Here is a 26765-nt window from a genome sequence, read left to right as displayed (position 1 = left end):
CACACAGGTGATACGGCGATGCGGAAGCTTCTGATCCTTGCTTGTCTACTGGCCCCGGCGGCGCCGGCCCTTGCAGGGGCATGGACCGCGCCGGAGGGCTGCGAGGTGTTCATGACCGTGCAGTCGAAAGCCTGCCGGGTGTCACAGTATTACCGCTGCCTCGCTGACCCGCATGGCGACCAGTGGCGGGCCGACTTCGATCAGGAAGGGCCGTATTTCCTGTCGCACGTTGATATCGAGGGGCAGTGGATCGAAAGCTTCGACCTGAACCCGCCCAACCGCCAGTCGCTTGACCCGAACCCGACCGACCCCGCGTCGTTCAGCGACCTTCTGGCCAGCGGCAAGGACAGTTTCGCCTTTGGCCTGACGAACGAGGACGGCACGTCGTCGGGGGTGTCCGGGTTCGACCGGCTGACGGGCAAGACCATCGTGATCGACGGCATTTCCCTGAGCCAGACCGAGTTCGAGTATGCCGAGATCGACCCGATGGGAAATGTCCTGCGCCGGTCGCGCGGCAACGAATACATCCACCCCGAATGGCGGCTGTTCTTTGCCGGACCATCCGAATGGGACCCCGGCGATGGCAACTTCCTTCCAATGGACGGAAGCCCGGTGGAGTTCATCTTTCCGGGCGAGCCCGGCTTTCTGAAAACCCAACCGATCTATGACTGCGACGCGATCATGTCGCGCGCGCCCGCACCACAAAAGGAGCACAGCCATGACAACCTTTGACGCAGCCTGGGTGGCGGCCGAAGAAGCCAAGCGCGAATGGCTGGATGCGAACGGGCTTTACAAGGCTGATGACGAACATTCGTCCTGCGGCGTTGGCCTTGTCGTGTCGATCAGTGGCAAGCCCAGCCGGAAGGTGGTGGAGAATGGGATCAACGCGCTGAAGGCCGTGTGGCACCGGGGCGCTGTCGATGCCGATGGCAAGACGGGTGACGGCGCGGGTATCCATGTGCAGATCCCGGTGAAGTTCTTTTACGACCAGATCCGCCGCACCGGGCACGAGCCGGACATGCAAAAGCTGGTGGCCGTGGGGCAGGTGTTCCTGCCGCGCACGGATTTCGCCGCGCAAGAACGGTGCCGGACGATCGTCGAATCCGAAGTTCTGCGGATGGGCCATTACATATACGGCTGGCGGCATGTGCCGGTGAACACCGAAGTCTTGGGCGACAAGGCGAACGCCACCCGGCCCGAGATCGAGCAGATCCTGATCCGCTGCGACAAGGACATCGACGCCGAGGCGTTCGAGAGGGAACTTTACATCATCCGCCGCCGGATCGAGAAGGCGGCGCTGGCGGCGCATATCCAGGGGATGTATCTGTGTTCCCTGTCGTGCCGCAGCATCATCTACAAGGGCATGATGCTGGCCGAACAGGTGGCGGTGTTCTACCCCGACCTGATGGACGAACGGTTCGAGAGCGCCTTCGCGATCTATCACCAGCGCTATTCGACCAACACCTTCCCGCAGTGGTGGCTGGCGCAGCCGTTCCGGATGCTGGCCCATAACGGCGAGATCAACACGCTGAAGGGCAACGTCAACTGGATGCGGAGCCACGAGATTCGCATGGCGTCGAACAACTTTGGCGACGCCGCCGAGGACATCAAGCCGATCATCCCGGCGGGAACGTCCGACTCGGGCGCGCTGGATGCGGTGTTCGAGGTGCTGGTGCGGTCTGGCCGCTCGGCCCCCTTGGCCAAGACGATGCTGGTGCCGGAAGCGTGGTCTAAGGCCACGACCGACATGCCGAAGGCATGGGCGGACATGTATTCCTACTGCAACTCGGTCATCGAGCCGTGGGATGGGCCGGCGGCGCTGGCGATGACGGATGGGCGCTGGGTTTGCGGCGGGCTTGACCGCAACGGCCTGCGCCCGATGCGCTATGTGGTGACGGGCGACGGGATGCTGATCGCCGGGTCCGAAGCCGGGATGGTGCCGGTGGACGAGGCGACGATCCGCGAAAAGGGCGCGCTGGGGCCGGGGCAGATGATCGCCGTCGATATGGCCGAGGGGCGGCTTTACCACGATGTGGAGATGAAGAACCGCCTCGCCTCGGCGCAGCCTTATGGCGACTGGGTAGGCAAGATCGTCGATCTGAACGCGCTTTTGAAGGACGTGCCCGAGGTGGCGACGTTTACCGGTTCCGAACTGCGCAAGCGCCAGATCGCGGCGGGGTTCACGATCGAGGAGCTGGAGCAGGTTCTGGCCCCGATGGCCGAGGACGGCAAGGAAATGGTCGCCTCGATGGGCGATGACACGCCAGCGGCGGTGCTGTCGTCGATCTACCGGCCCTTGAGCCATTTCTTCCGGCAGAACTTCAGCCAGGTTACCAACCCGCCGATCGACTCGCTTCGTGAGGGCCGGGTAATGTCCTTGAAGACGCGGTTCGGCAACCTGCGCAACGTGCTGGATGAAAACAACAGCCAGACCGAGATTCTGGTGCTGGAAAGCCCGTTCCTTGGCAACGCCGAGTTCGACGTGCTGGTGAAGCGCTTCGGCGATCAGGTGGCGTTCATTGACTGCACCTTCCCGGTGTCGCCTGGGCTGGACGACCTGCGCGTGGGGCTGGAGCGTATCCGCGCCGAGGCCGAGGATGCGGTGCGTTCGGGCGCGGGGCAGTTGGTGCTGACGGACGAACATCAAGGCACGGATCGGGTGCCGATGCCGATGATTCTGGCCACCAGCGCGGTGCATTCGTGGCTGACGCGGAAGGGCCTTCGGACCTTCTGTTCGATCAACGTGCGGTCGGCGGAGTGTATTGATCCGCATTACTTTGCGGTGCTGATCGGGTCGGGTGCGACGACGGTGAACGCTTACCTCGCGCAGGATTCGATTGCGGACCGGATCAACAGGGGACTGATCGAAGGCAGCCTGACCGATGCGATGCGGCGGTATCGCGATGCCATCGACGCAGGGCTGCTGAAGATCATGTCGAAGATGGGGATTTCGGTGATCTCGTCCTATCGCGGCGGATTGAACTTTGAAGCGGTTGGTCTGAGCCGTGCGATGGTGGCGGAGTATTTCCCCGGCATGCACAGCCGCATTTCCGGCATCGGCCTGACCGGGATCGAGCAGAAGCTGGAGGAAGTGCACGCGCGCGGCTGGCTGGGCGGGTCTGACGTTCTGCCCATCGGCGGGTTCTACAAGGCGCGGCGGTCGGGCGAAAAACACGCTTGGGAAGCGCAGACGATGCACATGCTGCAATCGGCCTGCGACCGGGCGAGCTATGACCTGTGGAAGCAGTATTCGGCGGCGATGCGGGCGAACCCGCCGATCCACTTGCGCGATCTCTTGGACATCAAGACCTTGGGCAAGCCGGTGCCGATTGAGGAGGTGGAAAGCATCACCTCGATCCGCAAGCGCTTTGTCACGCCGGGGATGTCACTGGGGGCGCTGAGCCCGGAGGCGCACAAGACGCTGAACGTGGCGATGAACCGGATCGGCGCAAAGAGCGATTCCGGCGAAGGCGGTGAGGACCCGGCGCATTTCGTGCCGGAGCCGAACGGGGACAACCCCTCGGCGAAGATCAAGCAGGTCGCGTCGGGGCGCTTTGGCGTGACGGCGGAGTATCTGAACGCTTGTGAGGAGCTTGAGATCAAGGTGGCCCAAGGTGCCAAGCCCGGCGAGGGTGGCCAACTGCCGGGGATGAAGGTCACGGCGCTGATCGCGCGGCTGCGCCATTCGACGCCGGGGGTGACGCTGATCTCGCCGCCGCCGCACCACGATATCTATTCGATCGAAGACCTTGCGCAGCTGATCTACGACCTGAAGCAGATCAACCCGCGCGCCAAGGTGACGGTGAAGCTGGTGTCTTCGTCGGGTGTAGGCACGATTGCGGCAGGGGTGGCGAAGGCCAAGGCTGACGTGATCCTGATTTCCGGCCACAACGGCGGCACCGGGGCCAGCCCGGCGACCAGCATCAAGTATGCGGGCCTGCCGTGGGAGATGGGCCTGACCGAGGCGCATCAGGTGCTTTCGATGAACAACCTGCGCGAGCGGGTGACGCTGCGCACGGATGGTGGCTTGCGGACGGGCCGCGATATCGTGATGGCGGCGATGCTGGGGGCCGAGGAATACGGCATCGGCACCGCGGCCTTGATCGCGATGGGTTGCATCATGGTGCGCCAGTGCCAGTCGAACACCTGCCCGGTCGGCGTCTGCACGCAGAACGAGGCGCTGCGGCAGAAGTTCACCGGCACGGCGGACAAAGTGGTGAACCTGATCACCTTCTACGCGCAGGAAGTGCGGGAGATTCTGGCATCAATTGGCGCGCGGTCGATGGACGAGATCATCGGGCGGGCCGACCTTCTGACCCAGGTCAGCCGTGGTGCGGCGCATCTGGATGACCTTGACCTGAACCCGCTGCTGATCACCGTCGACGGCGCGTCGAAGATCACCTACGACCGGTCGAAGCCCCGCAATGCGGTGCCGGATACGTTGGACGCCGACATCATCCGCGATGGGCACCGGTTCTTCGAGGATGGCGAGAAGATGCAGCTGTCCTACGCGGTGAGGAACACGCTGCGCACCATCGGGACGCGGGCCAGCAGTCACATCGTCAAGAAGTTTGGGATGCGCAACGCGCTCCAGCCCGACCATCTGACGGTGAAGCTGACCGGGTCGTGCGGGCAATCGCTTGGTGCGTTCGCGGTGCGGGGGCTTAAGCTGGAAGTGCAGGGCGACGCCAACGACTATGTCGGCAAGGGCTTGTCGGGCGGCACGATCACGGTCAGGCCGCTGATGTCATCGCCCTTGAAGGCCGAGGACAACACGATCATCGGCAACACGGTGCTATATGGCGCGACCGACGGCTTCCTGTTCGCCAGCGGTCGGGCGGGCGAGCGGTTTGGCGTTCGCAACTCGGGCGCGCATGTGGTGGTCGAGGGCTGCGGGTCGAACGGGTGTGAATACATGACCGGCGGCGTCGCGGTGGTGCTGGGGCGGATCGGGGCCAACTTTGGCGCCGGGATGACCGGGGGCATGGCATATGTCTACGACCCGAAGGGCTTGGCGGAAGATTTCATGAACCTTGAAAGCATCGTCACCTGTGCGGTCGAACACCCGCACTGGGAGTTGCAGTTGAAGGGCCTGATCCAGCGGCATCTGGACGAAACCGCCTCGAAACTGGCTGAACGCATCCTTGCGAACTGGGACAGCGAGCGGCGCAATTTCCTGCAGGTCTGTCCGAAGGAAATGCTGGCGCATCTGGCCTATCCCTTGAGCGACGAGATCGCGAAAGTTCCGGCGGAATAGGGAAATTCCCATCCCCAAACCGCTTTGGGTATGCTACAAAGGGCCGTCGCATCCTGCGGCGGCCCTGTGCATTTCATGGAGTGAGCCATGTCCGACCTGATCATCGTAGCCTTCCCCGATGAGGCGACGGCCTTTGCCGCCGGCAAGGCACTGGTGGCGTTGCAGAAGGAACACCTGATCGAAATGGAGGATGTCGTCGTTGTCACCCGCGACGACACCGGCAAGGTCAGCCTGCACCAATCGGTGAACCTGACCACAGGCGGGGCGATCGGTGGCGGTATCTGGGGCACGCTGATCGGGCTGTTGTTCCTGAACCCGATCGTCGGCGCGGCGGTGGGTGCGGGGGCCGGGGCGCTGGCGGGGAAGTTCACCGATATCGGCATCGACGACCAGTTCCTGCGCGACATCGGCCAAAGTCTTGACAAGGGCGGGGCGGCGGTCGGGCTGTTGATCCGCAAACTGACCGCCGACAAGGTGCTGGAACGGCTGGAGCCGTTCCGCGAGAAGGGCAGGGTGCTGCACACCTCACTTACCCATGAAGCCGAGGCCCGGCTGAAGGAGTTTCTGGAAAAGGTGCCGCCCCTGCACCAGCCGCATGACCAGCTTGGCGGCGGGCGCAAATAGGCTCACTTGACGGCGCCGGCCCGCGCGCGTCTATGTTCCGCCCATGACAGAAAAGCCTGCCGAAAAAACCGCCCGCGCGCCGCGCAAGCGCAAGCCGAAACCTGCCGAAAGCGCACCGCCGCTGTCGCGCGGGCGGCTGGTCATGCGCTGGGCGCTTCGGGGCTTGGGCGCGATTGCGGGGGTTTACGGGCTTTTGGTGGTGCTGTTCAGCTTTCTGCCGCCGCCGATCAACCTTTACCAGATGGGCGAGGCGTGGCGGCTTGGCGGGATCGAAAAGGACTGGGTGGCGTGGGAAGACATCGCCCCGGTGATGGGGCGCAGCGCGGTGGCGGCGGAGGACGCGAATTTCTGCAACCACTGGGGTTTTGACATGGCCGCGATCCGGGCCGCGATCGACGAGGGCGGTGGGCGCGGCGCGTCGACGATCAGCCAGCAGGTGGCGAAAAACGTGTTCCTGTGGCACGGGCGAAGCTGGCTGCGGAAGGCCGCCGAAGCGGTGCTGACGCCGACGGTGGAACTGCTCTGGTCAAAGCAGCGGATCCTGGAGGTGTATCTGAACGTGGCCGAATTTGGCGACGGGGTGTTCGGCGTCCAGGCGGCGGCACAGCATTACTTCGGGGTTGATGCCAAGGACCTGTCGGCGGTGCAGGCGGCCCGGCTGGCGGCAGTGCTGCCCGACCCCAAAGGGCGCAGCGCCAGCGATCCGTCGAGCTTTGTGCGCAAGCGGACCCGTGCGATCATCGCGGGGGCAGAAACCATCGCGGTTGACGGTCGTTCCGCCTGTTTCGAAGGCTGAGGCCCGCGCAGGGATTGAATTTCCCGTGCCCGCGCGGCAATGAGGGGGAATGCCAGAGGTACCCGTCCGATGAACCGCCTGTACCACGTTCCGCTGTCGCCGTTCTGCCGCAAGGTGCGGCTGACCTTGGCCGAAAAGAAGATCGAGGTGGAGCTGGTCGAGGAGCGGTATTGGGAGCCGTCGCCCGATTTCCTGCGCCGCAATCCGGCGGGCAAGGTGCCTGTGCTGCGGATGGATGGCCGGGTGTTGAGCGAAAGCCAGGCGATCTGCGAATACCTTGAAGAGATCGTGCCGGCGCCCCCGCTTTTGCCGCGCGACCCCGATGCGCGGTACGAGGTGCGCCGCCTGTGTGCGTGGTTCGACGACAAGTTCCAGAGCGAGGTGACGTCGAAGCTTCTGTACGAGCGTGTCAACAAGAAGGTCACCGGGCAGGGCTATCCCGACAGCAAGAACGTCAAGGCCGGGTCGACGCGGATCAAGTATCACCTCGATTACATGGCGTGGCTGTTGGATCAGCGGCGCTGGCTGGCGGGCGATGTGATGACGCTGGCGGATTTCACGGCCGCCGCGCATCTGAGCTGCTTGGATTACATCAGCGACGTCGACTGGAACCGGCATGCGGTGCTGAAGGATTGGTACGCCAAGATCAAGTCGCGGCCGAGTTTCCGCACGCTGCTGGCGGATCAGGTGTCGGGTTTTCCGCCGGCGGCGCATTATGCCGATCTGGATTTCTGAGCCGGCGCCCCCGCGGGTTTCACACCCCCGGACCCCCGTGGGATATTTGAGGACAGATGAAAGAGGCCCTTAAGCATTCCCTGCAGGCGCGGGCGCTTGTGGAAGGGTTTTCAAAGATCGGCATCTGTCGGCCTGATGCGGTGCCTGGGACGGCGGAGCGGCTGCGTGCGTGGCTTGAGGCCGGGCGGCACGGGCAGATGGGCTGGATGGCCGAGCGCGAAGGCTGGCGCGGGAACGCGGCGGCGCTGTGGCCGGAGGCGCGGTCGGTGGTGATGCTGGCGGAGGCCTATACGCCGGAGGGTGACCCGATGGCGGGGCTGGCGGCGCGCGACCGTGGGGTGGTCAGCGTCTATGCGCAGGGCCGCGATTACCATGACCTCGTGAAGCGGCGGTTGAAGCGGCTGGGGCGGTGGCTGCTGGATCAGGCGGGGGGCGAGATCAAGGTGTTCGTCGATACGGCACCGGTCATGGAAAAACCCTTGGCGCAGGCGGCGGGCTTGGGCTGGCAGGGCAAGCACACCAACCTTCTGGGCCGGGATCTGGGTAACTGGGTGTTTCTGGGCGCGATCTTCACGACGCTGGATCTGGAGCCGGATGCGGCGGAGGTGGACCATTGCGGCAGTTGCCGGGCCTGTCTGGATGTCTGCCCCACGGCGGCGTTTCCCGCACCCTATCAACTTGATGCGCGGCGCTGCATTTCCTACCTGACGATCGAGCACAAGGGGCCGGTGGACCCGGAGTTGCGCGGGCTGATGGGCAACCGGATCTATGGCTGCGATGATTGCCTTGCGGTCTGCCCGTGGAACAAGTTCGCCGTTGCTGCGCGCGAAATCGGCTATCAGCCGAAGGTCGGGTTGCCCGCGCTGGCGGAATTGGCGGCGCTGGATGATGCGGGGTTTCGGGCGCGGTTTGCAGGTAGCCCGATCAAGCGGATCGGGCGGGACCGGTTTGTGAGGAATGTGCTTTACGCCATCGGCAATTCGGGTGCGACGGGATTGCGCGGGGTGGCGCAGGGGTTGGCCGATGATCCCGACCCGGTGGTGGCCGATGCCGCGCGTTGGGCGGTGGGGCGCCTGTCGATCGGCAAGGTTTGACCGACAGCGCCCAAGGCTCCTGCGCGCAGGTGGCGCGAAACCGGCCGAGGTGTGCTAAGCTTTTACGGTGAGTCGAGTGAAAGGACCGAAACATGTCACGTCACGTCGCCGACAAGAGGGCAACTCCGAGCGGGGTTCGCGTCCAGCGGTTTCTGGCGATCGCGCGGGCCAGACGGGAAACCTGGCATCGCAAGCAGGAAGAGGCCGGGCCATCGCGCCTGATCCAATTCCTGCGGATCGAGCGTGGCCGCACCGCCTGACCGGTCGCCCACGGCAAATGACGGCGGCGTCGAACCGAGGGGTTCGACGCCGTTTTCATTTCGGGCAGGTGTCAGGCGCGGACGAGCTTTTCGTATTCCATCGCGACGCGCTTGGTCAGATCGCCGACCTCGAAGTTGTAATCACCGATCTGGCCGACCGGGGTGACCTCGGCTGCGGTGCCGGTAAGCCAGCATTGTTCGAAGCCTTCCAGTTCTTCGGGCATGATGTGGCGTTCGTGGACCTTGATCTGCATATCTTTCAGCATGCCGATCACGGTCTGGCGAGTGATGCCGTTCAGGAAGGCGTCGGCCTTCGGGGTGTGCACCTCGCCGTCCTTGACGAAGAAGATGTTGGCACCCGTCGCCTCGGCCACATAGCCGCGATAGTCGAACATCATGGCGTCAGAGCAGCCTTTGGCTTCGGCGGCGTGCTTCGACATGGTGCAGATCATGTAAAGACCGGCGGCCTTGGCGGCGTGGGGGATGGTTTCGGGCGACGGGCGCTTCCACTTGGCGATGTCGAGCTTGGCGCCCTTCATCTTGGCGTCGCCGTAATAGCTGCCCCATGTCCAGACGGCCACGGCCATGCGGATCGGGTTGCGCTTGGCCGCGACACCCATGTCTTCGCCCACGCCACGCCAGGCGATGGCGCGGATGTAGGCGTCAGTCAGGTTGTTGGCCTTGAGCGTGGCTTCCTTGGCGGCGTTGATCTCTGCCACGCTGTAGGGGAGCGGCATGTCGAGAAGTTCGCCGGACGTGCGGAGACGTTCGGAATGTTCGGTCGATTTGAAGATCTTGCCGTTGTAGCAGCGTTCGCCTTCAAAGACGGATGAGGCGTAGTGCATGGCGTGGGTCAGGATGTGGACATTGGCAGAGCGCCAGTCCACCAGTTTGCCATCCATCCAGATGAATCCGTCGCGATCGTCGTAGCCAGCCATCGAAGCCTCCTCGCTTTGCACATATTGCGCGAGTTAGGTCCGTTTCGGACATATTCTTGCGCCAAACCGTCGGATTGCTACGTCTTGTGACTTGGAATGTCAACAAGGCTGACGTAACTTCGCCGAAACGGGAGGTGCAGATGTCAGACAGTGCGGCGACAAGCGACGGGCTGCTGTTCCTGACGGACGAGCAGTTGCGCAAGGGTATCGAGGCGATGTTCTTTGCCTATCGCGGGTTTACGGCCGATCCGGACCGGATTCTGGAAGGCATGGATTACGGCCGCGCGCATCACCGGGCGATCCACTTCATACACCGCAGTCCGGGCACCACGGTTTCGAACCTGCTGGCCATTCTGGGGGTGACGAAGCAATCCTTGAACCGGGTACTGCGCAGCCTGATCGAGGATGGGTTGGTCCGAAGTGACAAGGGACGCGAGGATGCGCGGGAACGGCATCTGTTCCTGACCGAAAAGGGGCTGATGCTGGAACGTGAACTGTCGGATGCGCAGCGGGCGCGGATGCGAGCGGCTTATCGGGCGGCGGGGCCGCAGGCGGTGCAGGGCTTTCGGCAAGTGCTGGAAGCGATGATGGACCCGGAGATGCGGCGGCAGTACAACCGTCTGAAAGAGGGCGGGACATGACCGAAACGCAGGCGCATCTGCTGATCGTCGATGACGACGAACGCATCCGGGGGCTGTTGCAGAAATTCCTGATCCGCAGCGGCTTTCTGGTCTCGGCGGCGCGGGATGCGGCGCAGGCGCGCCGACTGCTGGCGGGGCTGGAGTTCGATCTGATCGTGCTGGACGTGATGATGCCGGGCGAAGATGGCGTGTCGCTGACCCGCGATCTGCGCAAACGGATGGCGACGCCGATCCTTCTGTTGACCGCGCGGGGCGAGGCGGCGAACCGGATCGAGGGGTTCGAGGCGGGCGCGGATGATTACCTGACCAAGCCCTTCGAGCCGAAGGAACTGCTGCTGCGGATCAACGCGATCCTGCGCCGGGTGCCGCAGGTGAAAGTGGCCGAACCGGTGCCGAAGATCCTGCATCTGGGGTCGGTGCGCTATGATCTGGACCGGGGCGAGATGTGGCGCGGACAAAGCCTGGTGCGGCTGACCGCGACCGAAGCGCAACTGATGCGGATCTTTGCCGCACAGCCCGGCAACCCGATCAGCCGTGACCGACTGGTGGGCGACCTTGGCCGCGATGATGCCGCGCAGGAGCGGGCAGTGGATGTGCAGATCACCCGCCTGCGGCGCAAGATCGAGGATGACCCGAAGGCGCCGCGCTATCTGCAGACGGTGCGGGGCGAGGGATACATGCTGCAGCCGGATTGATTGCTGGCTGCCAGGGCGATCATGCCCCCCGGACCCCGTGGAGTTTTTTGAAAAGAGCAAGCCATGCTGGTGTTTTCGCATTCCGACTGTGCGGGCCATGTGACCCCGCCGGGCCACCCCGAACGGGTGGAACGGTTGGCGGCGGTGGAAGCGGGTTTGTCCGGCCTGGCGGTGGAGCGGCGCGATTGCCCGATGGGGGATGAGGCCGATGTGCTGCGCTGCCATCCGGCGCGGTATCTGGCCCGGGTGAAGGGCGCGGTGCCGGAGGCGGGGTGGACGCAACTGGACGGCGATACCTACATGTCGCCTGGGTCTTATCATGCGGCGATGCGGGCGGTGGGCGGGATTTGCGCCGCCGTCGATGCGGTGGTGACGGGCGAGGCGCGGAGTGCTTTCGTGGCCTGCCGCCCGCCGGGGCACCATGCGGAACGGGAAACCGCGATGGGCTTTTGCCTGTTCGGGACCGTTGCCATCGGGGCGAAGCGGGCACTTGATCACCACGGGCTGGCCCGCGTGGCGATTGTCGATTTCGACGTGCATCACGGCAACGGGACGCAGGATCTTTTGTGGGACGAGGGGCGGTGTCTGTTCGCCTCCAGCCACCAGATGCCGCTTTATCCCGGCACCGGGCGGGCGGAGGAGCGCGGCGCGCATGGGCAGGTACTGAACGTGCCGTTGCGCGCGGGATCGGGTGGGGTGGAGATGCGAGCGGCCTATGAGCGGCTGGTGTTTCCCGCACTTGAGGCGTGGCAGCCGGAGTTGCTGCTGATCTCGGCCGGGTTCGATGCCCACGCGGACGATCCCCTCGCGGGGCTGGAGTGGCAGGCGGAAGATTACGGCTGGCTGACCGGGCGGTTGTGCGATTTTGCCGGGGGGCGGGTGGTCTCGACACTTGAGGGCGGCTATGATCTGTCTGCGCTGGCGGCTTCGGTCGCCGCGCATGTGCAGGTGCTTGAGGAGCGGGGCCGATGAACGACAAACCGACGGAAAAGCCGATTGGCGCGATGACTTTCGAAGAGGCGATGATCGCGCTGGAGCAGGTTGTCGGGCAGTTGGAACGGGGCGACGTGCCGCTGGAGCAGTCGATCGCGCTTTATGAGCGCGGGGCGGCGCTGAAGGCGCACTGCGCGGCCAAGCTGAAGGACGCCGAAGAAAAGGTCGAACTGATCCGCGCGCAGGAAGGCCGCGCCGTCGGCACCACGCCGGTGGAGGGGATGTGACCTTTCCCGAACGGTTGGCGGCGGATGCCGCGCTGATTCAGACGCGGTTGGATCAGGCCACGGCAGGCATGGCCGACGAGCCGGTCATTCAGGCGATGCGCTACACGGTGCAGGGCGGCAAGCGGCTGCGCGGGTTTCTGGTGTTGGAAGGCGCGCGGATGTTCGGCATGAGCGAGGCGCAGGCCGTGAGCGCAGCCGCAGCGGTCGAGGCGTTGCACGCCTATTCGCTGGTGCATGACGACTTGCCTGCAATGGATGACGACGATCTGCGCCGGGGCCAGCCCACGGTGCATGTGAAATGGGATGAGGCGACGGCGATTTTGGCTGGCGACGCGTTGCAGACGCTGGCGTTCGAGTTGCTGTGCGACCCGGCGCTGGGGTCCGGTGACGTGCGGATCGCGCTGGTGCAGGGGCTGGCCAAGGCCTCGGGTGCCGAGGGCATGGTGTTGGGGCAGGCCTTGGACATTTCCGCCGAAACCGCCGCCGCGCCCTTGACGCTGGACGCGATCATCCGCTTGCAGGCTGGCAAGACCGGCGCGCTGATCGGCTTTGCCGCCGAAGCGGGCGCGATCATCGCCAAAGCCGATACCGCACCGCTGCGCGCCTATGCCACGGCGCTGGGCCTCGCCTTCCAGATTGCCGACGATATCCTTGACGAGACGGGCGATGCGGCGAAGGCCGGAAAGCGGTTGCACAAGGACGCCGAGGCGGGCAAGGCGACGTTCGTCTCGCTTCTGGGGCTGGAGGGAGCGCGGGCGCGGGCAGCGGCGTTGGTGGGTGAGGCTTGCGACGCGCTGGCGCCCTATGGCGACCGGGCGGAGTTGTTGAAGGAAGCGGCGCGGTTCGTGATCGCGCGGGAGAGTTGAATGACGGACGTGCCGACACCGCTTCTGGACCGGGTGAAACTGCCCGCCGACCTGAAGGGCCTGACCGACCGAGAGCTGCGCCAACTGGCCGACGAGCTGCGCGCCGAGACGATTGCCGCCGTTTCGGTGACGGGCGGGCATCTGGGCGCGGGTCTGGGCGTAGTGGAACTGACGGTGGCGTTGCACGCGGTGTTCGACACGCCGCGCGACAAGCTGATCTGGGATGTTGGGCACCAGTGCTATCCACACAAGATCCTGACCGGGCGGCGCGACCGGATTCGCACCTTGCGCACCGAAGGCGGGCTGTCGGGCTTTACCAAGCGGTCGGAAAGCCCCTACGACCCGTTTGGCGCAGCACATTCGTCAACCTCGATCTCCGCCGCGCTGGGATTTGCGATGGCGGATGAGCTTGGCGGTGATCCGGGCGATGCGATTGCGGTCATTGGTGATGGCGCGATGTCGGGTGGCATGGCGTTCGAGGCAATGAACAACGCGGGCCATCTGGGCAAGCGGCTGTTCGTAATTCTGAACGACAACGAGATGTCGATTGCCCCGCCGGTGGGGGCGCTGTCGTCCTACCTGTCGAAGCTTTATTCCGAAGCGCCGATGCAGGACCTGAAACAGGCGGCGAAGGGCTTTGTCAGCCTGTTGCCACCGCCCTTTCAGGAAGGTGCCAAGCGCGCGAAGGACATGCTGAAGGGTCTGACCATCGGCGGCACCCTGTTCGAGGCGTTGGGGTTTTCCTATGTCGGGCCGATCGACGGGCATGATCTTGATGCGCTTTTGCCGGTGCTGCGCACCGTGAAGGCGCGGGCGACAGGGCCGATGCTGATCCACGTGCTGACGAAGAAGGGCAAGGGCTATGCCCCTGCCGAAGCCGCCCGCGACAAGGGCCACGCGACGGGCAAGTTCGATGTGCTGACCGGGGTGCAGGCAAAAGCAGTGTCGAACGCGCCGTCCTACACCAAGGTTTTCGCGCAGACCCTGATTGCGGAAGCCGAGCGGGACGCGAAAATCGTCGCGGTGACGGCGGCGATGCCGGACGGGACCGGGCTGAACCTCTTTGCCGACCGCTTTCCGAAACGGTGCTTCGACGTTGGGATCGCGGAACAGCACGGGGTGACCTTCAGCGCTGCGCTGGCGGCCGGCGGGATGAAGCCGTTCTGCGCGATCTATTCCACCTTCCTGCAGCGCGGTTACGATCAGGTCGTGCATGATGTGGCGATCCAGCGCCTGCCGGTGCGCTTTGCCATCGACCGAGCCGGGTTGGTGGGTGCAGACGGCGCGACCCATGCGGGGGCGTTCGACGTGGCGTTTCTGGCCAACCTGCCGGGGTTCGTCGTGATGGCCGCCGCCGACGAGGCCGAACTGGTGCATATGGTGGCGACGGCTGCCGCGCATGACGCGGGGCCGATCGCCTTCCGCTTCCCACGCGGCGAGGGCGTGGGGGTGGAGATGCCTGCGCGAGGCGTGCCGCTGGAAATCGGCAAGGGCCGGATCATCCGCGAAGGGACGCGCGTGGCGATCCTGTCGTTCGGCACGCGTCTGGCCGAGGTGACGAAGGCTGCCGAAAGCCTTGCCGGGCGCGGGGTGTCGGTGACGGTGGCGGATGCGCGGTTCGCCAAGCCCTTGGACCGCGACCTGATCCTGCGGCTTGCGCGCGAGCATGAGGCGCTGATCACGGTCGAAGAAGGCGCGATCGGCGGCTTTGGCAGCCATGTCGCACAGCTTCTGGCAGAGGCGGCGGTGTTTGACCGGGGGCTGAAGTACCGCTCGATGGTGTTGCCGGACGTGTTCATCGACCACGCCAGCCCCGAGGCGATGTACCGCGTGGCTGGGATGGACGCAGCCCATATCGAAACGAAGGTTCTGGAAACGCTGGGAGTTGCGGTGGTGGGCAAGCGCGCCTGAGGAAGGCGCCTTACACAGATACCGCGACAAGGTGGTTGTCCCAGGCGGGGCCACCTTGGGCAAGCAGCGTGAGGCCCGCCTGATCGCAGGCCCAAAGCGCACCGCCGCCATCCGTCGCGATAAAGCCGCTGGCATGGGCGGACACACCGCAGATGTCGGCGCGGGTGTGGCTGGCAAGATGCGTGCCGTCTGCGGCATGGATCAGCACCACACCACCTCGGGGCGAAGTGATGGCGGTCGTGCCATCGGCCAGCATGGCGATGCTGCCGGCATAGCCTTTCATCCGGGCAAGCTCGGCCTCCGGCGTGGCGGCCAGACGCGGGGTTTGCCCCGGCGTCCAGTAGCCCAAAAGCGGCACTGTTATGGCCGGATCTCCCTCCCATTGCACGGCGAAGGCGACGCTGCCATCCGCCGACAACGCAAGGTGGCGGATCGAATTTTGGTGCAGCGCGTCGGGCAGGACGCCTGTTGCCAGCAGCGTGCCGTCCGCTGACAGATGCGCAAGCGCCGGGCGCATGTCGGGGACGTTGAGCTTGGTGCGGTCGGTCGGATCGGTCCGGATGCCGCCGTTGGCGACGATCAGGCTGCCGTCGGCAAGGCGCTTCAGGTCATGCGGGCCGATGCCGCCAGAGGAAAACTCGCCGATCCGTGTAAAGTCGACGCTGCGCCAGATGCCGATGCGGCCTTCGGAAGTGGCGGCAACAACCTCCGAGGTGAAAAGCGTCTCTCCGCCTGCTGAAAACGCGCCGTGGCCGTTGAACTGGCGGCCCTCGGGTGGAGTCAAGCGGTGGGTTTCGGCGCCCGTTGCGCAGTCGATAACCACGGCAAAGGTTCCGGGGCGGCGCGCGAACGCCACGGCAAGCGGGCGGGTCGGGTGCGCGGCGGCGGCGTGCCCGCGCGCCGGCAACGGCAGGGCAAAGATCGTCTGGCCCGCCGCGCTGAGGCCGTACAGTTGATACCCGTCGCTGACCTTGGCTGCGGCCAGAAGATCGGGGCTGCCCGCATCGGCCCAGGACGGCAGCGGCATGGCAAGCGCGGCAAGACCGGCCAGAAATCCACGGCGGCTGGTCATGTCAGTCTCCGTCGCCTGCGTTGAAGCCGATGCCCACATCCAGCTCGGGCGCCAGTTCCGACAGGATCACCGCGCGGATGTTGTCGACGGACTGGCCAAGGATTTCAAGCTTGAGATGGCCCTGCGGCGTAGCGACGCCCGCGAGGGTGGGGTCGTCGATCGCTCCGGCCAGCGAGATCGCCTTGTCGAAGGCGGCGATGGTCAGCGGGGCATCGGGGGTCAGCGTCTCGACCATGCCGCGCATCGCCTGCAGGGACAGGGTGATGTTGCGCAAGGACCGGCCCGACGCGCGGGCCTCGGCGCGTTCGGGATGGGGCGCGTCGAAGGTGCCAAGCGGGCGGGCGATCCGGCTGTCGGCCAGAAACTCCAACCCGGCGGCAAGCTGGGTGAACAGCACCTGCCGCACTTCGGGACCGGTCAAGAAGACCGTGTTGTCGGGGTCGCCTGCCGTCAGCACGCTGTCGGCATAGCCCCCCGTCCAACCTGCGTTCACCGAGGCGGCGGTGGCGGCAAGGTCGGTGGCGGTGGCGCGGATCAGCGGGCAGGGATCGGCGGGCAGCGGCTCGGCGGGGTAAAGCAGCCGTTCCAGCGCCATCAGGCCACGCGCGGCAACCGACTGTTGGGCAAAAGCGTCCGGCGCCAGTTTCGCGGGATCACCCTTCAGCAGGGCCATCTGGGCCTTGGCGCCGGACCCCTTGGGATCGGGCCAGTATTGTATCGCAAGGCGGCGCCCGTCCTCCTCCACCGGGCCGAAGTTCAGATGCTGGACAGCCATCCAGGCATCGAACGCGCTTTGAAAAAGCGGCTCTAACATGGCGGAATCGCAGGTTTCAGTCGCCGTCGCCGCCAGCTTGGCGGTGGTTTCGGCCAAGGCGGCGTAGCCCGGCAGAATGTGGTCACGCACAGTCTCGGGATAGTCGGCCCGGGCGGCGGTGGCGACAACGGCAAGACCGAGGGCAAGAAGGGTGCGCTTCATCACAGGCTTTCCAGAAAGGCGATCAGGGCATCGCGGTCAGGTTTCGGCAGTGCGGCGGCGGCGTCGCGGGCGGCCTGCGCCTCGCCCCCGTGCCAGAGGATCGCCTCCAGAAGGGTGCGGGCGCGGCCATCATGCAGGAATTGCGTGTGGCCGGAAACCTGCGCCGTCAGGCCTATGCCCCACAGCGGGGGGGTTTTCCATTCCGACCCGGTGGCGCGGCCTTCGGGGCGATCGTCGGCAAGGCCCGGCCCCATGTCGTGCAACAGAAGGTCGGTATAGGGCCAGATCAGCTGGAAGCTTTGCTCCGGTTGGCCGTCCAGCCGGTTCGTGACGTGCTTCGGGCTGTGGCAACCGGAGCAATTCATCTCGTGGAACAGCTCTTTTCCGCGCAGCACCTGAGGGTCGCCCACCTTGCGCCGCTCTGGAACCCCGAGATTGCGGGAATAGAAAGTTACAAGGTCGAGACTAGCCTTGTCGACCTCCAGCCCGTCGCGGATGCCCGGTTCCTGACCGTGCGGCGCGCCGATGCAGGTGGTTTGCGGACAATCGCCCCACGGGTCTGGGTGCAGCGATGTTGACAGGCCCATGTCACCGGAGAAGGCGCCCGCCGACTGTTCGCGTATTGTCGGCGCACCCGCCTTGAAGCCGAAGCGACCCAGCATCGGCACGCCATATTCCACCGAGGGCACGATCTGCGCGCGTCCCGAGATACCGTCGCCGTCGGCGTCGTCGGGGTCTGCCAGTGCCACGATATCGGCGGCGGGGATCGCTTCCAGCAAACCAAGGCCGATCATCTGCGGCGCGACGCGGGGCGAGATCTGCAGGTCGGGCGAAAGCGCGCCATAGCCGGGGTCGGCGATGCCGTAGCTGGGCGCGCGGAGCGTGACCGTGGTGCTATCGCCAAGGGTCACGGGCAGGTCGTTGTAGCTGACGGTCATCTGCCCTTCGGCGGCGTGGCCGGGGGCGGCTAGGTCTTGCAACTGGCCGCCGTAATCCGGTACGGGCTGCGTCGCCAGCCACTCGGCAATGCCGTCGGGGTCGGTGCCACCGGGCAGCGACAGGCGCAGGAACATCGACACGCGGCCATCGTCGGGGCCTTCGGGCGGGTGGCCGCGACCGTCCTTCAGGTGGCAATCCTGACAGGCGCGGGCGTTGTAAAGCGGACCAAGACCATCCGAGGCGAGGGTGGAGGCCGGCGCCGCAACCCAGGTCTTGCGAAACAGCGCATTGCCAAGCTTGAAGTCCATCTCATGCTCGAACGGCATGTTGGCGGACAACTGGCTGAAGGCATCGGTCGTGGCGCGGGCCCGCACGGTGGCGGCCCCGGCGGGCTTTGCCTCGAACGTCTCGGGTTTCGTGAAATCGGTCGGCGGTGCAAGGATCGCCGCGACCCGCGCCACCTCGGCCTTGGTGCGGGGGATGACGGGCAGGTGGCGATCATCAAGCGTCTGCCCGACGGCGGGAAGGCAAAGCAGCGGCAGGATCAGAAGGGCGCGCAGCATGGTGCCACCGTTACGTCCTTTGCGGGCAAAAGCGACCCGCTTCACGATGGTTTGCCGCATCTGCATGGTCAGGCCCGATGCCCCTTACTGGAAAATGGCGTCAGGGTTGTCCAGGCTTTCAGACCCTTCGAAGTCGATCTTCGACAGTCCAAGCGCCGTCACCGCCCGTTCGATCGACGCGGTCTGCGTCACCAGCGCATCGACCGCGCCCATGATCAGCGCCTCGCCTTTGGCATTGCCGGCCTCCAGCATCTGGTCATAGGCAAGGCCACCTTCGGCGGCCGTCTTGACCGCCAGAAGGGCAGCAACCGAAGCATCAAGTTCGGCCTGCAACTGGCTGTCCACCGCCGGATCAGCCGCAGCGACCAGTTCCGAAAGCGATGGCCCTTTCAGCACCGTGCCGTCCATACGCGTATAGCTGCCCGTATAGACGTTTCGTATACCAACCCCATCAAAATAGTGACTATTATGGGTATTGTCGGAGAAACAGTCCTCCTCTTCCTCGGGATCGTTCAGCATCAGGCCCAGTTTCATCCGCTCGCCCGCAAGCTCGCCGTAAGACAGGCTGCCCATCCCGGTCAGCATCGCCAGCAGCCCCGTTTTCGGATCGGTGGTCACGACCTTGCGCGCGGCGCCGTCTTCGGCCCATTGGGCGACGATGTAATCAAGGTCGGATACCAGAAGGTCGGTCGCAGCTTGCAGATAGGCGGCGCGGCGGTCGCAGTTGCCGTTGGTGCAGCCATCGCCCTGTACGTAATCGGTGAAGGGCCGCGCGCCTGCCCCCGGGCCGGTGCCGTTAAGATCCTGCCCCCACAGCATGAATTCGATGGCATGGTAGCCAGAGGCGACGTTCGCCTCGATCCCGCCCGCTTCGTGCAGCGAGCCGGAGATCAGCGCCGGCGTGATGGTCGTTGCGTCCACCTCGGCCCCCGACAGGGTGAATTTCGGCGTGGCGATCACGTTAAGCGTGGCAAGGTCGTTCTCTTCGTTCACCGCGCTGCCAGCGGCGACATAGTCGATCAGCCCTTCGTCCAAGGGCCAAGAGTTCACCCTACCTTCCCAGTCATCGACCACCGGGTTGGCAAAGCGAAACGCCTCGGTCTGCTGGTAAGGTGCGCGGGCGGCGATCCACGCGGCCTTCGCGGCTTGCAGCGTGGCGTCAGAGGGCGTGGCGATCAGGTCGGCAACCGCCGTCTGCAGCGTCTTGGCGGCGGTCAGGCTGTCGCCATAGGTGGCGGCGGCAATGTCGGCATAATGCGACAGAACTTCGGCCGGTTCGGCGGCCAGAACGGGCGCGCAGAGCGTGGTGGAAAGCAGGCTTGCGGCGAAAAGGCGGGTCATTCGTGGTCCTTGCGCAAAGTTCGGCCGCAGCCGCATCGCCCAAGATTTCCGACAAAAACACTTTGGAGTAAAGCCGATTCTTTTAGTTGGGTATCGACTCGGGCCGATCAGTCGCTGTGCAGTGCGTCCATCACGCGCACCAGCGCCTCACTGATGCCGGGTTCCGACAGGGCATGGCCAGCCAGCCCGACCATCTTCAGGTGGCACTTGTCCCAGCCATCAGCCAGCTTCCACGCCGAAACTGGCGGGCAGATCATGTCATAACGACCCTGCACGATGGTGCAGGGGATGTGCTCGATTCGGGGCCGTTCGCGCAGGATCCAGCCATCGGATTGCAGAAAGCCGCCGTTCTGGAAGTAGTGGTTCTCCAGCCGCGAAAAGGCGCGCGCATAGTCGGACGGGCTTTCGCCCATCGGCCCCTCGTGGTGGATCGAGGCAAGCGCGTTTTCCCAATTTGCCCAGATCCGGCCGAACCGGGATTCTTCCATCAGGTTGCCGGAAAACAGGCGCCGGTTATAGGCGGCGATCAGGTTGTCACGCTCGGCCAAGGGGATGGCGTTGACGAAACGGTTCCAAAGCTCGGGAAAGAAGTTGCCCGCCCCGCCGCCGTAGAACCATTTCAACTCCGCCTTGGTCATCAGGAACACGCCGCGCAGCACCAGATGGGTCACACACTCCGGGTGGCTGATCGCGTAGATCAGCGCCAGCGTGGCCCCCCAACTGCCGCCAAAGGCGATGAACTGCTCGATGCCCAAGGCCTGACGAATCACCTCGACGTCGCGAATCAGGTGCCAGGTGGTGTTTTCGATGACGCTTGCATGGGGCCGTGACCGTCCGCAGCCACGCTGGTCGAAAAGCACGATCCGGTAAACCGAAGGGTCGAAATAGCGCCGCATTGCGGGCGAACAGCCGCCACCCGGCCCGCCGTGGAACACGATCACCGGAATTCCGTCGCGCCGCCCACATTGTTCGACGTAGATTCGGTGCCCGTCGCCCATGTCGATGACGCGCTGATCGAAGGGATCGATCGGCGGGTAAAGAAATTCGACTGCGCGCTTTTGACCTGATCTTTGATCCATCATCGCCCTATATAGCCCTGCCAGAGCCGCAAGTGAACGGGCAATGAGGAGACCAAGATGCAAGCCACGCAGACCGTCGATCCCGGCGAAGTTGCCAAGTTCGAAGCGATGGCGGCCGAGTGGTGGAACCCCGAGGGCAAGTTCAAGCCGCTGCACATGCTGAACCCCTGCCGGTTGGGCTATATCACCAGCCAGATCGGCGCCGAATTTGGCCGCGATCTTGCCGGGCCCCTGCCGTTCAAGGGCCTGCGCATCCTCGATATCGGCTGCGGCGGCGGGCTTTTGGCCGAACCGATGGCGCGGCTTGGCGCCGATGTGGTGGGGGCCGATGCCGCACCGCGCAACATCCCCGTGGCGCAGCTGCATGCCCAGCAATCGGGCCTAACGATCGATTACCGCCACACCACCGCCGAAGCGCTGGCCGAGGCGGGCGAACAGTTCGACGTCGTGCTGAACATGGAAGTTGTCGAACATGTCGCCGACCCGCAGGGCTATCTGACCGCCTGCCAGCAGCTTTTGAAACCCGGCGGGCTGATGATCTGCTCAACCCTGAACCGCAACGCCAAAAGCTTCATGATGGCGATCATCGGGGCCGAATGGGTGATGCGCTGGCTGCCGAAAGGCACGCATGACTGGCAGAAGTTCATCACGCCGGACGAGCTTTACGCCCTGATCCGGGGCGCTGGCCTGACGCCTGTGGACCGCAAGGGCATGGTGTTCAACCCGGTCGGCTGGTCATGGAGCCTGTCTGACCGCGACCTCAGTTGCAACTACGTCACCGCGTCGGTGAAACCGGCGGCATGATTGCCGCCGGTTCGTTGGCTTCACTAGTCGCTGGAGGATTTGGCCCAGAGGTTGATGTCCTTTTCTTCGGAAATGGCGTCGATGCGGGCTAGTTCTTCGGCGGTGAAGTCAAGGTTGCGGATAGCACCCGCGCAGTCTTCGACCTGTGCAGCACTTGAGGCGCCGATCAACGCACTGGTGATGCCGCCGCCGCGCAGCACCCAGGCCAGCGCCATCTGCGCCAGTGTCTGGCCACGGGCCTCGGCCATCTCGTTCAGCTTTCTGACCGACCCGACCGCCTTTTCCACCACCGAAGGGTCCAGCGACTTGTCCTGCGTTGCACGGCTGCCCGCCGGGATGCCGTTCAGGTATTTCTTGGTCAGGATGCCCTGCGCCAAGGGAATGAAGGCGATGGAGCCGACGCCCAGGTCCGCCAGCGTGTCTTTCAGCCCGTCGGTTTCGACCCAGCGGTTCAGGATGTTGTAGCTGGGCTGGTGAATGACCAGAGGCGTACCAAGGTCTTTCAGGATGGCATAAGCCTCGCGGGTGCGCTGGCTGTTGTAGCTGGAGATGCCCACATAAAGCGCGCGGCCCGACCGCACGATATGATCCAGCGCGCCCATGGTTTCTTCCAGCGGCGTGTCGGGATCAAAGCGATGCGAATAAAAGATGTCGACGTAATCAAGGCCCATCCGCCTCAGGCTCTGGTCGCAGGACGAGATCAGGTATTTGCGGCTGCCCCATTCGCCGTAAGGCCCGTTCCACATGTGGTAGCCGGCCTTCGACGACACGATCAATTCGTCTCTATGCAGGCGGAAATCGGTCTTCATCAGATCGCCGAACGCCTCTTCGGCGCTGCCAGCGGGCGGGCCGTAGTTGTTGGCCAGATCGAAATGTGTGATGCCGTGGTCAAAGGCGGTGCGGCAGATCGCCTGCTTGGTGGCATGTGGCGTATCGTGGCCGAAGTTGTGCCACAGCCCAAGCGAGATCGCCGGCAGCTTCAGGCCGGTGGCTCCGCAGCGGTTGTAGATCATGCGGTCATAACGGTCGTCGCGGGGGGAATAGGTCATGCGGCAGGTCTCCTTCGGTGGCCAACATTTCACGCCAATCGGAACGCCGCAAGTTGTGCAGGCGATACACCTCGGCCATTGTGACCGGATGCGTAGCCACATCGCCAAATATTGGGATTTCATCGTCGCGGTCTGGAAGCGTGTTGCGGAGGGTCACTTCTCGCTGATCGCGGCAGGCGTGGCGTTCTATGCGATGTTTGCCGTGTTCCCCGGACTGACCGCCACCATCGCGATCTGGAGCATGGTGGCCGATCCGGGCGTGATCGGCGAATATCTGGCGGTGGCCGAGCGGTTCCTGCCGGCCGAGGCCGCGACCCTGGTGCATGACCAGGTCATCGGATTGATGACGGCACCGCGTGGCGCCGTTGGCTGGGCCACGGCGATCTCGCTTGCCATCGCGGTCTATTCGGCGCGCGCCGGGGTATCAGCGCTGGTGCAGGGTCTGGATGTCGTGCACCGGGCGCGGCCGCGCAGCTGGCTTTGGTCATGGGCGGTGGATTTCATGCTGACGGGGGCCTTGATCGGCGCGCTGATGGTGGCGCTGGTGACAGTGGTGGTTGTGCCGATCCTGCTCAACTATGTCACCTTCGGCAGTTTCGAGGCGTGGCTGATCGGCGTGCTGCCCTGGGGCGCGATGTCCATTCTGGTGCTGACGTGCCTGTCTATCCTGTACCGTTTTGGCCCCAATGTCCCCGGCGGCTTTCGCAGCCCGTGGATCACCGTGGGCGTTCTGGTGGCCACCATCGCCTGGTCGGGCGTGTCGATCGGATTTTCGGTCTATCTGGCGAATTTCAACAGCTACAACACGATCTATGGCTCGATCGGCGCTGTCATCATCCTGATGACATGGCTCTACCTCAGCGTCTGGGCCGTGCTTCTTGGTGGCGCAATCAATGCCGAGATCGACGAACGCATGCGCCTCCCTCTTGGGCCGCGCTAGAACCGCGCGTCGGGCAGTCCGCAGAATGGATCGACAGGGTTTTGCCCGAGGAACGGGGCGCGGCCCAGAAGGCAGTCCAGCGTCGCGCGCTGCATCGTGTCCATCGTGGCGTAGGCATTGACGACGCAGGGCATCCGGGGGGCATCATACAGGTAATAGGGGTAGCCGAAGGAGATCAGGGCGGTCGGCACCTGATGCCAATACCGCCGCATCGCACCGTGCAGGCCACCCATCAGGCGGTTCCAGTCCAGAAAGATGCGCCCTCGGGTCAACAGCGTTTCCTCGCCCATCAGAAACAGCATCAGGTCGAAGTCGCGCGGATCGGGCCGCGCTTCGGGGGCATACAGCGTGACATCGAACCCTTCGGCGCGCATCAGGTCGGGGAACACCATCGCTGCTCCGGCGCCATGCAGGGGCGTGATGATGCCGGTCGTGCAGATCAGCACGCGGCGATGCCGATCGGGCGACAGGGGAAGAATGCCCCGCACATCCTTTACCAGCGTCGGCGCGCGGGCCGTCACCGCCTCGGCCTCTTGCGCGTTCGTGGGGTTGAAAAGCCTGGTCCGGTCGGCCGGCGTTTTTCCGGTTTCATGCAAAGATAGAGCCGCTTTCAGCCCCAGAACCCGCACCATCGCCAGATCCAGCCGGTCGCGCGCAAGACGCCCGTCGTCGAGCGCCGCTTCGATCCGCGCGATATCGGCCTCGGGCTCGTCCGAGAACAGGATCGCGTCGCAGCCCGAGGACACCACCTCGGGCAGCATCTCGTCGCGATTGGCCCAAGAACCGAACCCGGCCATCGGCGTTGCGTCTGACACGATCACGCCGTTGAAGCCCAACTCGCCGCGCAGGAGCGTCTGGTTCAGAAGCGGCGAAGTCGATGCCGGGCGATAAGCCTCAAGCCCCGCGTTGGGATCGTGCGCCAGCACGTAGGCCGGAAAGGCGATATGCCCCGCCATCACGGCCATCACGCCCGCCTCGATCATGCTGCGGTAAAGCGCACCGTGGGTCGCTTCCCACTCGGCCAGCGAGAGGGGGTTGATCGTGGTCAACAGATGCTGGTCGCGGTCGTCATGGCCTTCGCCGGGCCAGTGCTTCGCCGTCGCCGCAACGCCGTGGCCTTGCAAGCCCCGGATATGCGCCAGCGCGTGCGCATTGATGCGCGCGGGGTCGGACCCAAGCCCCCGCGTCGCCACAATGGCCGACCGGAACAGCGCGTTGATGTCGATCACCGGCGTGAACGACCAGTTGATGCCCGCAGCGCGCGCCTCTTCGGCCATGATCCGCGCCACCGCTTCCGACGCCTGAACATCATCCACGGCCGCCAGCGCCAAGGGGTTCGGCACCTCGGTCCCGAAGGGCAGGCTCATCCGGCTGCCTTCAAGATCGGCGCTGACGAGGTAGGGAATGACCGCCCCGGCACGCAGCGCGTCCAGCGTATCAAGCTCGGCCTTCGCATCGGTGCCGAAGAACTTGGTGAAACCGGCTGGCTGCAACGCCGTCAGCCGCGCCACCTCGTCCGGCCCGCTGCCGTGCACCGAATGCACGAACAAATGCCGCACCTTGGCCGCCTCGGTCATCCCCGAAAGGGTTGCCCGCACCCACTCCCGCCCCGCCGGATCAAGATTGAACGGCGGGGCGGAAAGGATGCGGTCGATCTCGGTCATCAGACGTAACGGTTCCAGAGGTTTTCCAGCCGCTCCTGACGGCCCGATTTCGGCTGCGGTTCCAGCCCTTCGGCGGTCACGCGGGCGGCAGCCTCTTCAAGCCCGCCCTTCAGCATCGCCTGCGCCTTGGGGTCGTTCCAGCCGGCGTAGCGGGCCTTCACGGCAGCCTCCATCTCGCCCGATTCCATCAGCGCGGCGGCGGCTTTCAGCGCGCGCGCGCAGGTGTCCATGCCGCCGACATGCGCGAGGATCAGGTCTTCCGGATCAAGGCTTTGACGCCGGATCTTGGCGTCGAAGTTCACGCCGCCGGTCTTGAAGCCGCCCGCCTTGAGGATTTCGTAGAACGCCACGGCCTTTTCGGCGTGGTTGTTCGGGAACTGGTCGGTATCCCAGCCGGACTGATAGTCGTTCCGGTTCATGTCGATTGACCCGAAGATGCCAAGCGCGGCGGCCAGCCCGATCTCGTGTTCAAAGCTGTGCCCGGCAAGGATCGCATGGCCCTGTTCGATGTTGACCTGAACCTCCTTCTCCAGCCCGAATTCGACGAGGAAGCCGTAAACCGTGGCCACGTCGTAGTCATACTGGTGCTTCGAGGGTTCCTGCGGCTTCGGCTCGATCAGGATCGCGCCCTTGAAGCCGATCTTGTGCTTGTAGTCCACCACCTGCTGCAGGAAGCGGCCCGCGTGCGCGCGCTCGGCCTTGAGGTCGGTGTTCAGCAGGGTCTCATACCCCTCGCGACCGCCCCACAGCACATAGTTCTGCCCGCCCAGCTTGTGCGTTGCGTCCATGTTCGCCTTCACCGTGGCGGCGGCATAGGCGTAGACGTCCGGATCGGGGTTGGTGGCGGCACCCGACATGAAGCGGCGGTGGGAAAAGAGGTTCGCCGTGCCCCAGAGAAGCTTGGCTTTGTGGGTGCTCTGCTTTTCGCCAAGGTAATCGACGATTTCGTCAAGGTTGCGCTTCGAGTCCGCGAAGGTCGCACCCTCCGGCCGCACATCGGCATCGTGGAAGCAGTAGAACGGCTGGCCGAGGATATCGAACATCTCGAACGCCACGTCGGCCTTCATCTTGGCCAGCGCCATCGTGTCACCGAACCACGGGCGCTCGAAGGTCTGGCCGCCGAACGGGTCGCCGCCGGGCCAGGCAAAGCTGTGCCAGTAGGCGACGGCAAAGCGCAGATGGTCCTCCATCCGCTTGCCAAGGATCACCTCGTCGGGATTGTAATGGCGGAAGGCAAACTCGTTGCGGCTGCCAGCGCCCTCGAATTTGATCGCGGGGATGCCTTTGAAGAAGTCGGTCAT

General features: G+C 64.8%; 24 protein-coding genes. 15 read left to right on the top strand and 9 right to left on the bottom strand.

Going from position 1 to position 26765, the window contains the following annotated elements; all coding sequences use genetic code 11:
* The first annotated feature begins 18 nt into the window (after positions 1–18).
* From ACROUL_RS00960 to ACROUL_RS00930, 7 genes are all read left to right on the top strand, one after another.
* On the top strand, positions 19–732 hold the full coding sequence (locus tag ACROUL_RS00960; RefSeq protein WP_431297692.1) for a hypothetical protein: 714 nt from the start codon (positions 19–21) through the stop codon (positions 730–732).
* On the top strand, positions 719–5257 hold the full coding sequence (gene gltB, locus ACROUL_RS00955) for a glutamate synthase large subunit (protein WP_431297691.1): 4539 nt from the start codon (positions 719–721) through the stop codon (positions 5255–5257). Before ACROUL_RS00960 ends, gltB begins: the two co-directional genes overlap by 14 nt.
* An 87-nt stretch (positions 5258–5344) precedes the next feature.
* Positions 5345–5881 (top strand): DUF1269 domain-containing protein, encoded by a 537-nt coding sequence (locus ACROUL_RS00950; protein WP_431297690.1) that lies wholly within the window; start codon positions 5345–5347, stop codon positions 5879–5881.
* 43 nt (positions 5882–5924) lie between these two features.
* Complete coding sequence (gene mtgA, locus ACROUL_RS00945) at positions 5925–6677, top strand: monofunctional biosynthetic peptidoglycan transglycosylase (RefSeq protein ID WP_431297689.1); 753 nt, start codon at positions 5925–5927, stop codon at positions 6675–6677.
* Positions 6678–6746: 69 nt separating this feature from the next.
* A complete protein-coding gene (locus ACROUL_RS00940) occupies positions 6747–7412 on the top strand; it encodes a glutathione S-transferase family protein (RefSeq protein ID WP_431297688.1) in 666 nt (221 codons plus the stop codon).
* A 56-nt stretch (positions 7413–7468) separates the two neighbouring features.
* Positions 7469–8506, top strand: a complete 1038-nt coding sequence (gene queG, locus ACROUL_RS00935) for a tRNA epoxyqueuosine(34) reductase QueG (RefSeq protein WP_431297687.1) — start codon at positions 7469–7471, stop codon at positions 8504–8506.
* A 92-nt stretch (positions 8507–8598) separates the two neighbouring features.
* Positions 8599–8766, top strand: a complete 168-nt coding sequence (locus ACROUL_RS00930; RefSeq protein ID WP_431297686.1) for a hypothetical protein — start codon at positions 8599–8601, stop codon at positions 8764–8766.
* Positions 8767–8837: 71 nt separating this feature from the next.
* Here ACROUL_RS00930 and ACROUL_RS00925 read toward each other — a convergent pair whose 3' ends face one another.
* A complete protein-coding gene (locus ACROUL_RS00925; protein ID WP_431297685.1) occupies positions 8838–9704 on the bottom strand; it encodes a branched-chain amino acid aminotransferase in 867 nt (288 codons plus the stop codon).
* A 140-nt stretch (positions 9705–9844) separates the two neighbouring features.
* Here ACROUL_RS00925 and ACROUL_RS00920 point away from each other — a divergent pair, with 140 nt between their 5' ends.
* The 6 genes from ACROUL_RS00920 (at position 9845) to dxs (ending at position 15037) form a co-directional block, all read left to right on the top strand.
* Complete coding sequence (locus tag ACROUL_RS00920) at positions 9845–10345, top strand: MarR family winged helix-turn-helix transcriptional regulator (RefSeq protein ID WP_431297684.1); 501 nt, start codon at positions 9845–9847, stop codon at positions 10343–10345.
* Positions 10342–11040, top strand: coding sequence for a response regulator (locus ACROUL_RS00915; protein ID WP_431297683.1), 699 nt, complete (start codon positions 10342–10344; stop codon positions 11038–11040). Before ACROUL_RS00920 ends, ACROUL_RS00915 begins: the two co-directional genes overlap by 4 nt.
* Before the next feature lie 63 nt (positions 11041–11103).
* The gene (locus ACROUL_RS00910; protein WP_431297682.1) at positions 11104–12012 is read left to right on the top strand and encodes a histone deacetylase family protein; all 909 of its coding nucleotides are present in this window, start codon (positions 11104–11106) and stop codon (positions 12010–12012) included.
* A complete protein-coding gene (locus ACROUL_RS00905; RefSeq protein ID WP_431297681.1) occupies positions 12009–12260 on the top strand; it encodes an exodeoxyribonuclease VII small subunit in 252 nt (83 codons plus the stop codon). The genes ACROUL_RS00910 and ACROUL_RS00905 overlap by 4 nt, the downstream gene beginning before the upstream one ends.
* Entirely contained in the window at positions 12257–13126 is an 870-nt protein-coding gene (locus ACROUL_RS00900; protein WP_431297680.1) for a polyprenyl synthetase family protein, read from the top strand. The genes ACROUL_RS00905 and ACROUL_RS00900 overlap by 4 nt, the downstream gene beginning before the upstream one ends.
* Complete coding sequence (gene dxs, locus ACROUL_RS00895; RefSeq protein ID WP_431297679.1) at positions 13127–15037, top strand: 1-deoxy-D-xylulose-5-phosphate synthase; 1911 nt, start codon at positions 13127–13129, stop codon at positions 15035–15037. It begins immediately after the preceding gene.
* Between the two features lie 10 nt (positions 15038–15047).
* On the opposite strand, the gene ACROUL_RS00890 is transcribed toward dxs, so the two are convergent.
* The 5 genes from ACROUL_RS00890 to pip all read right to left on the bottom strand — a co-directional run bounded on the left by ACROUL_RS00890 (position 15048) and on the right by pip (position 21007).
* Positions 15048–16109, bottom strand: coding sequence for a DUF1513 domain-containing protein (locus ACROUL_RS00890; RefSeq protein ID WP_431297678.1), 1062 nt, complete (start codon positions 16107–16109; stop codon positions 15048–15050).
* A gap of 1 nt (position 16110) precedes the next feature.
* Positions 16111–17085 carry an imelysin family protein gene (locus ACROUL_RS00885; protein ID WP_431297677.1) on the bottom strand — a complete coding sequence of 325 codons (975 nt, stop codon included), beginning with the start codon at positions 17083–17085 and terminating at the stop codon, positions 16111–16113.
* A complete protein-coding gene (locus ACROUL_RS00880) occupies positions 17085–18587 on the bottom strand; it encodes a di-heme oxidoredictase family protein (RefSeq protein WP_431301215.1) in 1503 nt (500 codons plus the stop codon). Before ACROUL_RS00880 ends, ACROUL_RS00885 begins: the two co-directional genes overlap by 1 nt.
* Positions 18588–18671: 84 nt before the next feature.
* Complete coding sequence (locus tag ACROUL_RS00875) at positions 18672–19928, bottom strand: imelysin family protein (RefSeq protein ID WP_431297676.1); 1257 nt, start codon at positions 19926–19928, stop codon at positions 18672–18674.
* 107 nt (positions 19929–20035) lie between these two features.
* The gene (pip, locus tag ACROUL_RS00870; protein WP_431301214.1) at positions 20036–21007 is read right to left on the bottom strand and encodes a prolyl aminopeptidase; all 972 of its coding nucleotides are present in this window, start codon (positions 21005–21007) and stop codon (positions 20036–20038) included.
* 57 nt (positions 21008–21064) lie between these two features.
* On the opposite strand from pip, the gene ubiG reads away from it, so the two are divergent.
* Positions 21065–21811 (top strand): bifunctional 2-polyprenyl-6-hydroxyphenol methylase/3-demethylubiquinol 3-O-methyltransferase UbiG, encoded by a 747-nt coding sequence (gene ubiG, locus ACROUL_RS00865; protein ID WP_431297675.1) that lies wholly within the window; start codon positions 21065–21067, stop codon positions 21809–21811.
* 23 nt (positions 21812–21834) lie between these two features.
* On the opposite strand, the gene mgrA is transcribed toward ubiG, so the two are convergent.
* The gene (gene mgrA / locus ACROUL_RS00860) at positions 21835–22860 is read right to left on the bottom strand and encodes an L-glyceraldehyde 3-phosphate reductase (RefSeq protein WP_431297674.1); all 1026 of its coding nucleotides are present in this window, start codon (positions 22858–22860) and stop codon (positions 21835–21837) included.
* Here mgrA and ACROUL_RS00855 point away from each other — a divergent pair.
* On the top strand, positions 22859–23800 hold the full coding sequence (locus ACROUL_RS00855) for a YihY/virulence factor BrkB family protein (RefSeq protein WP_431297673.1): 942 nt from the start codon (positions 22859–22861) through the stop codon (positions 23798–23800). The two genes, mgrA and ACROUL_RS00855, sit on opposite strands and share 2 nt — an antisense overlap.
* Here the strand turns inward: ACROUL_RS00855 and ACROUL_RS00850 are convergent.
* Positions 23797–25464 carry a glycoside hydrolase family 3 protein gene (locus ACROUL_RS00850; protein ID WP_431297672.1) on the bottom strand — a complete coding sequence of 556 codons (1668 nt, stop codon included), beginning with the start codon at positions 25462–25464 and terminating at the stop codon, positions 23797–23799. The genes ACROUL_RS00855 and ACROUL_RS00850 overlap by 4 nt on opposite strands.
* A complete protein-coding gene (xylA, locus tag ACROUL_RS00845) occupies positions 25464–26765 on the bottom strand; it encodes a xylose isomerase (RefSeq protein WP_431297671.1) in 1302 nt (433 codons plus the stop codon). Before xylA ends, ACROUL_RS00850 begins: the two co-directional genes overlap by 1 nt.

This window comes from Tabrizicola sp. BL-A-41-H6 (assembly GCF_050632395.1).
Classification (GTDB): domain Bacteria; phylum Pseudomonadota; class Alphaproteobacteria; order Rhodobacterales; family Rhodobacteraceae; genus JAUYQR01.
The sequence above is the reverse complement of the archived record's forward strand: the minus strand, read 5'-3'. Positions and strand labels throughout refer to the sequence as shown.

Coding starts and splice junctions, on each gene's coding strand:
- ACROUL_RS00875 (WP_431297676.1), bottom strand. CDS start 19,928: ATGACCCGCCTTTTCGCCGCAAGCCTGCTTTCCACCACGCTCTGCGCG.
- ACROUL_RS00925 (WP_431297685.1), bottom strand. CDS start 9,704: ATGGCTGGCTACGACGATCGCGACGGATTCATCTGGATGGATGGCAAA.
- ACROUL_RS00940 (WP_431297688.1), top strand. CDS start 6,747: ATGAACCGCCTGTACCACGTTCCGCTGTCGCCGTTCTGCCGCAAGGTG.
- queG (WP_431297687.1), top strand. CDS start 7,469: ATGAAAGAGGCCCTTAAGCATTCCCTGCAGGCGCGGGCGCTTGTGGAA.
- mgrA (WP_431297674.1), bottom strand. CDS start 22,860: ATGACCTATTCCCCCCGCGACGACCGTTATGACCGCATGATCTACAAC.
- pip (WP_431301214.1), bottom strand. CDS start 21,007: ATGGATCAAAGATCAGGTCAAAAGCGCGCAGTCGAATTTCTTTACCCG.
- ACROUL_RS00960 (WP_431297692.1), top strand. CDS start 19: ATGCGGAAGCTTCTGATCCTTGCTTGTCTACTGGCCCCGGCGGCGCCG.
- xylA (WP_431297671.1), bottom strand. CDS start 26,765: ATGACCGACTTCTTCAAAGGCATCCCCGCGATCAAATTCGAGGGCGCT.
- ubiG (WP_431297675.1), top strand. CDS start 21,065: ATGCAAGCCACGCAGACCGTCGATCCCGGCGAAGTTGCCAAGTTCGAA.
- ACROUL_RS00855 (WP_431297673.1), top strand. CDS start 22,859: ATGCGGCAGGTCTCCTTCGGTGGCCAACATTTCACGCCAATCGGAACG.
- ACROUL_RS00890 (WP_431297678.1), bottom strand. CDS start 16,109: ATGACCAGCCGCCGTGGATTTCTGGCCGGTCTTGCCGCGCTTGCCATG.
- dxs (WP_431297679.1), top strand. CDS start 13,127: ATGACGGACGTGCCGACACCGCTTCTGGACCGGGTGAAACTGCCCGCC.
- ACROUL_RS00915 (WP_431297683.1), top strand. CDS start 10,342: ATGACCGAAACGCAGGCGCATCTGCTGATCGTCGATGACGACGAACGC.
- ACROUL_RS00910 (WP_431297682.1), top strand. CDS start 11,104: ATGCTGGTGTTTTCGCATTCCGACTGTGCGGGCCATGTGACCCCGCCG.
- gltB (WP_431297691.1), top strand. CDS start 719: ATGACAACCTTTGACGCAGCCTGGGTGGCGGCCGAAGAAGCCAAGCGC.
- ACROUL_RS00905 (WP_431297681.1), top strand. CDS start 12,009: ATGAACGACAAACCGACGGAAAAGCCGATTGGCGCGATGACTTTCGAA.
- ACROUL_RS00950 (WP_431297690.1), top strand. CDS start 5,345: ATGTCCGACCTGATCATCGTAGCCTTCCCCGATGAGGCGACGGCCTTT.
- ACROUL_RS00850 (WP_431297672.1), bottom strand. CDS start 25,464: ATGACCGAGATCGACCGCATCCTTTCCGCCCCGCCGTTCAATCTTGAT.
- ACROUL_RS00930 (WP_431297686.1), top strand. CDS start 8,599: ATGTCACGTCACGTCGCCGACAAGAGGGCAACTCCGAGCGGGGTTCGC.
- ACROUL_RS00920 (WP_431297684.1), top strand. CDS start 9,845: ATGTCAGACAGTGCGGCGACAAGCGACGGGCTGCTGTTCCTGACGGAC.
- mtgA (WP_431297689.1), top strand. CDS start 5,925: ATGACAGAAAAGCCTGCCGAAAAAACCGCCCGCGCGCCGCGCAAGCGC.
- ACROUL_RS00885 (WP_431297677.1), bottom strand. CDS start 17,085: ATGAAGCGCACCCTTCTTGCCCTCGGTCTTGCCGTTGTCGCCACCGCC.
- ACROUL_RS00880 (WP_431301215.1), bottom strand. CDS start 18,587: ATGCTGCGCGCCCTTCTGATCCTGCCGCTGCTTTGCCTTCCCGCCGTC.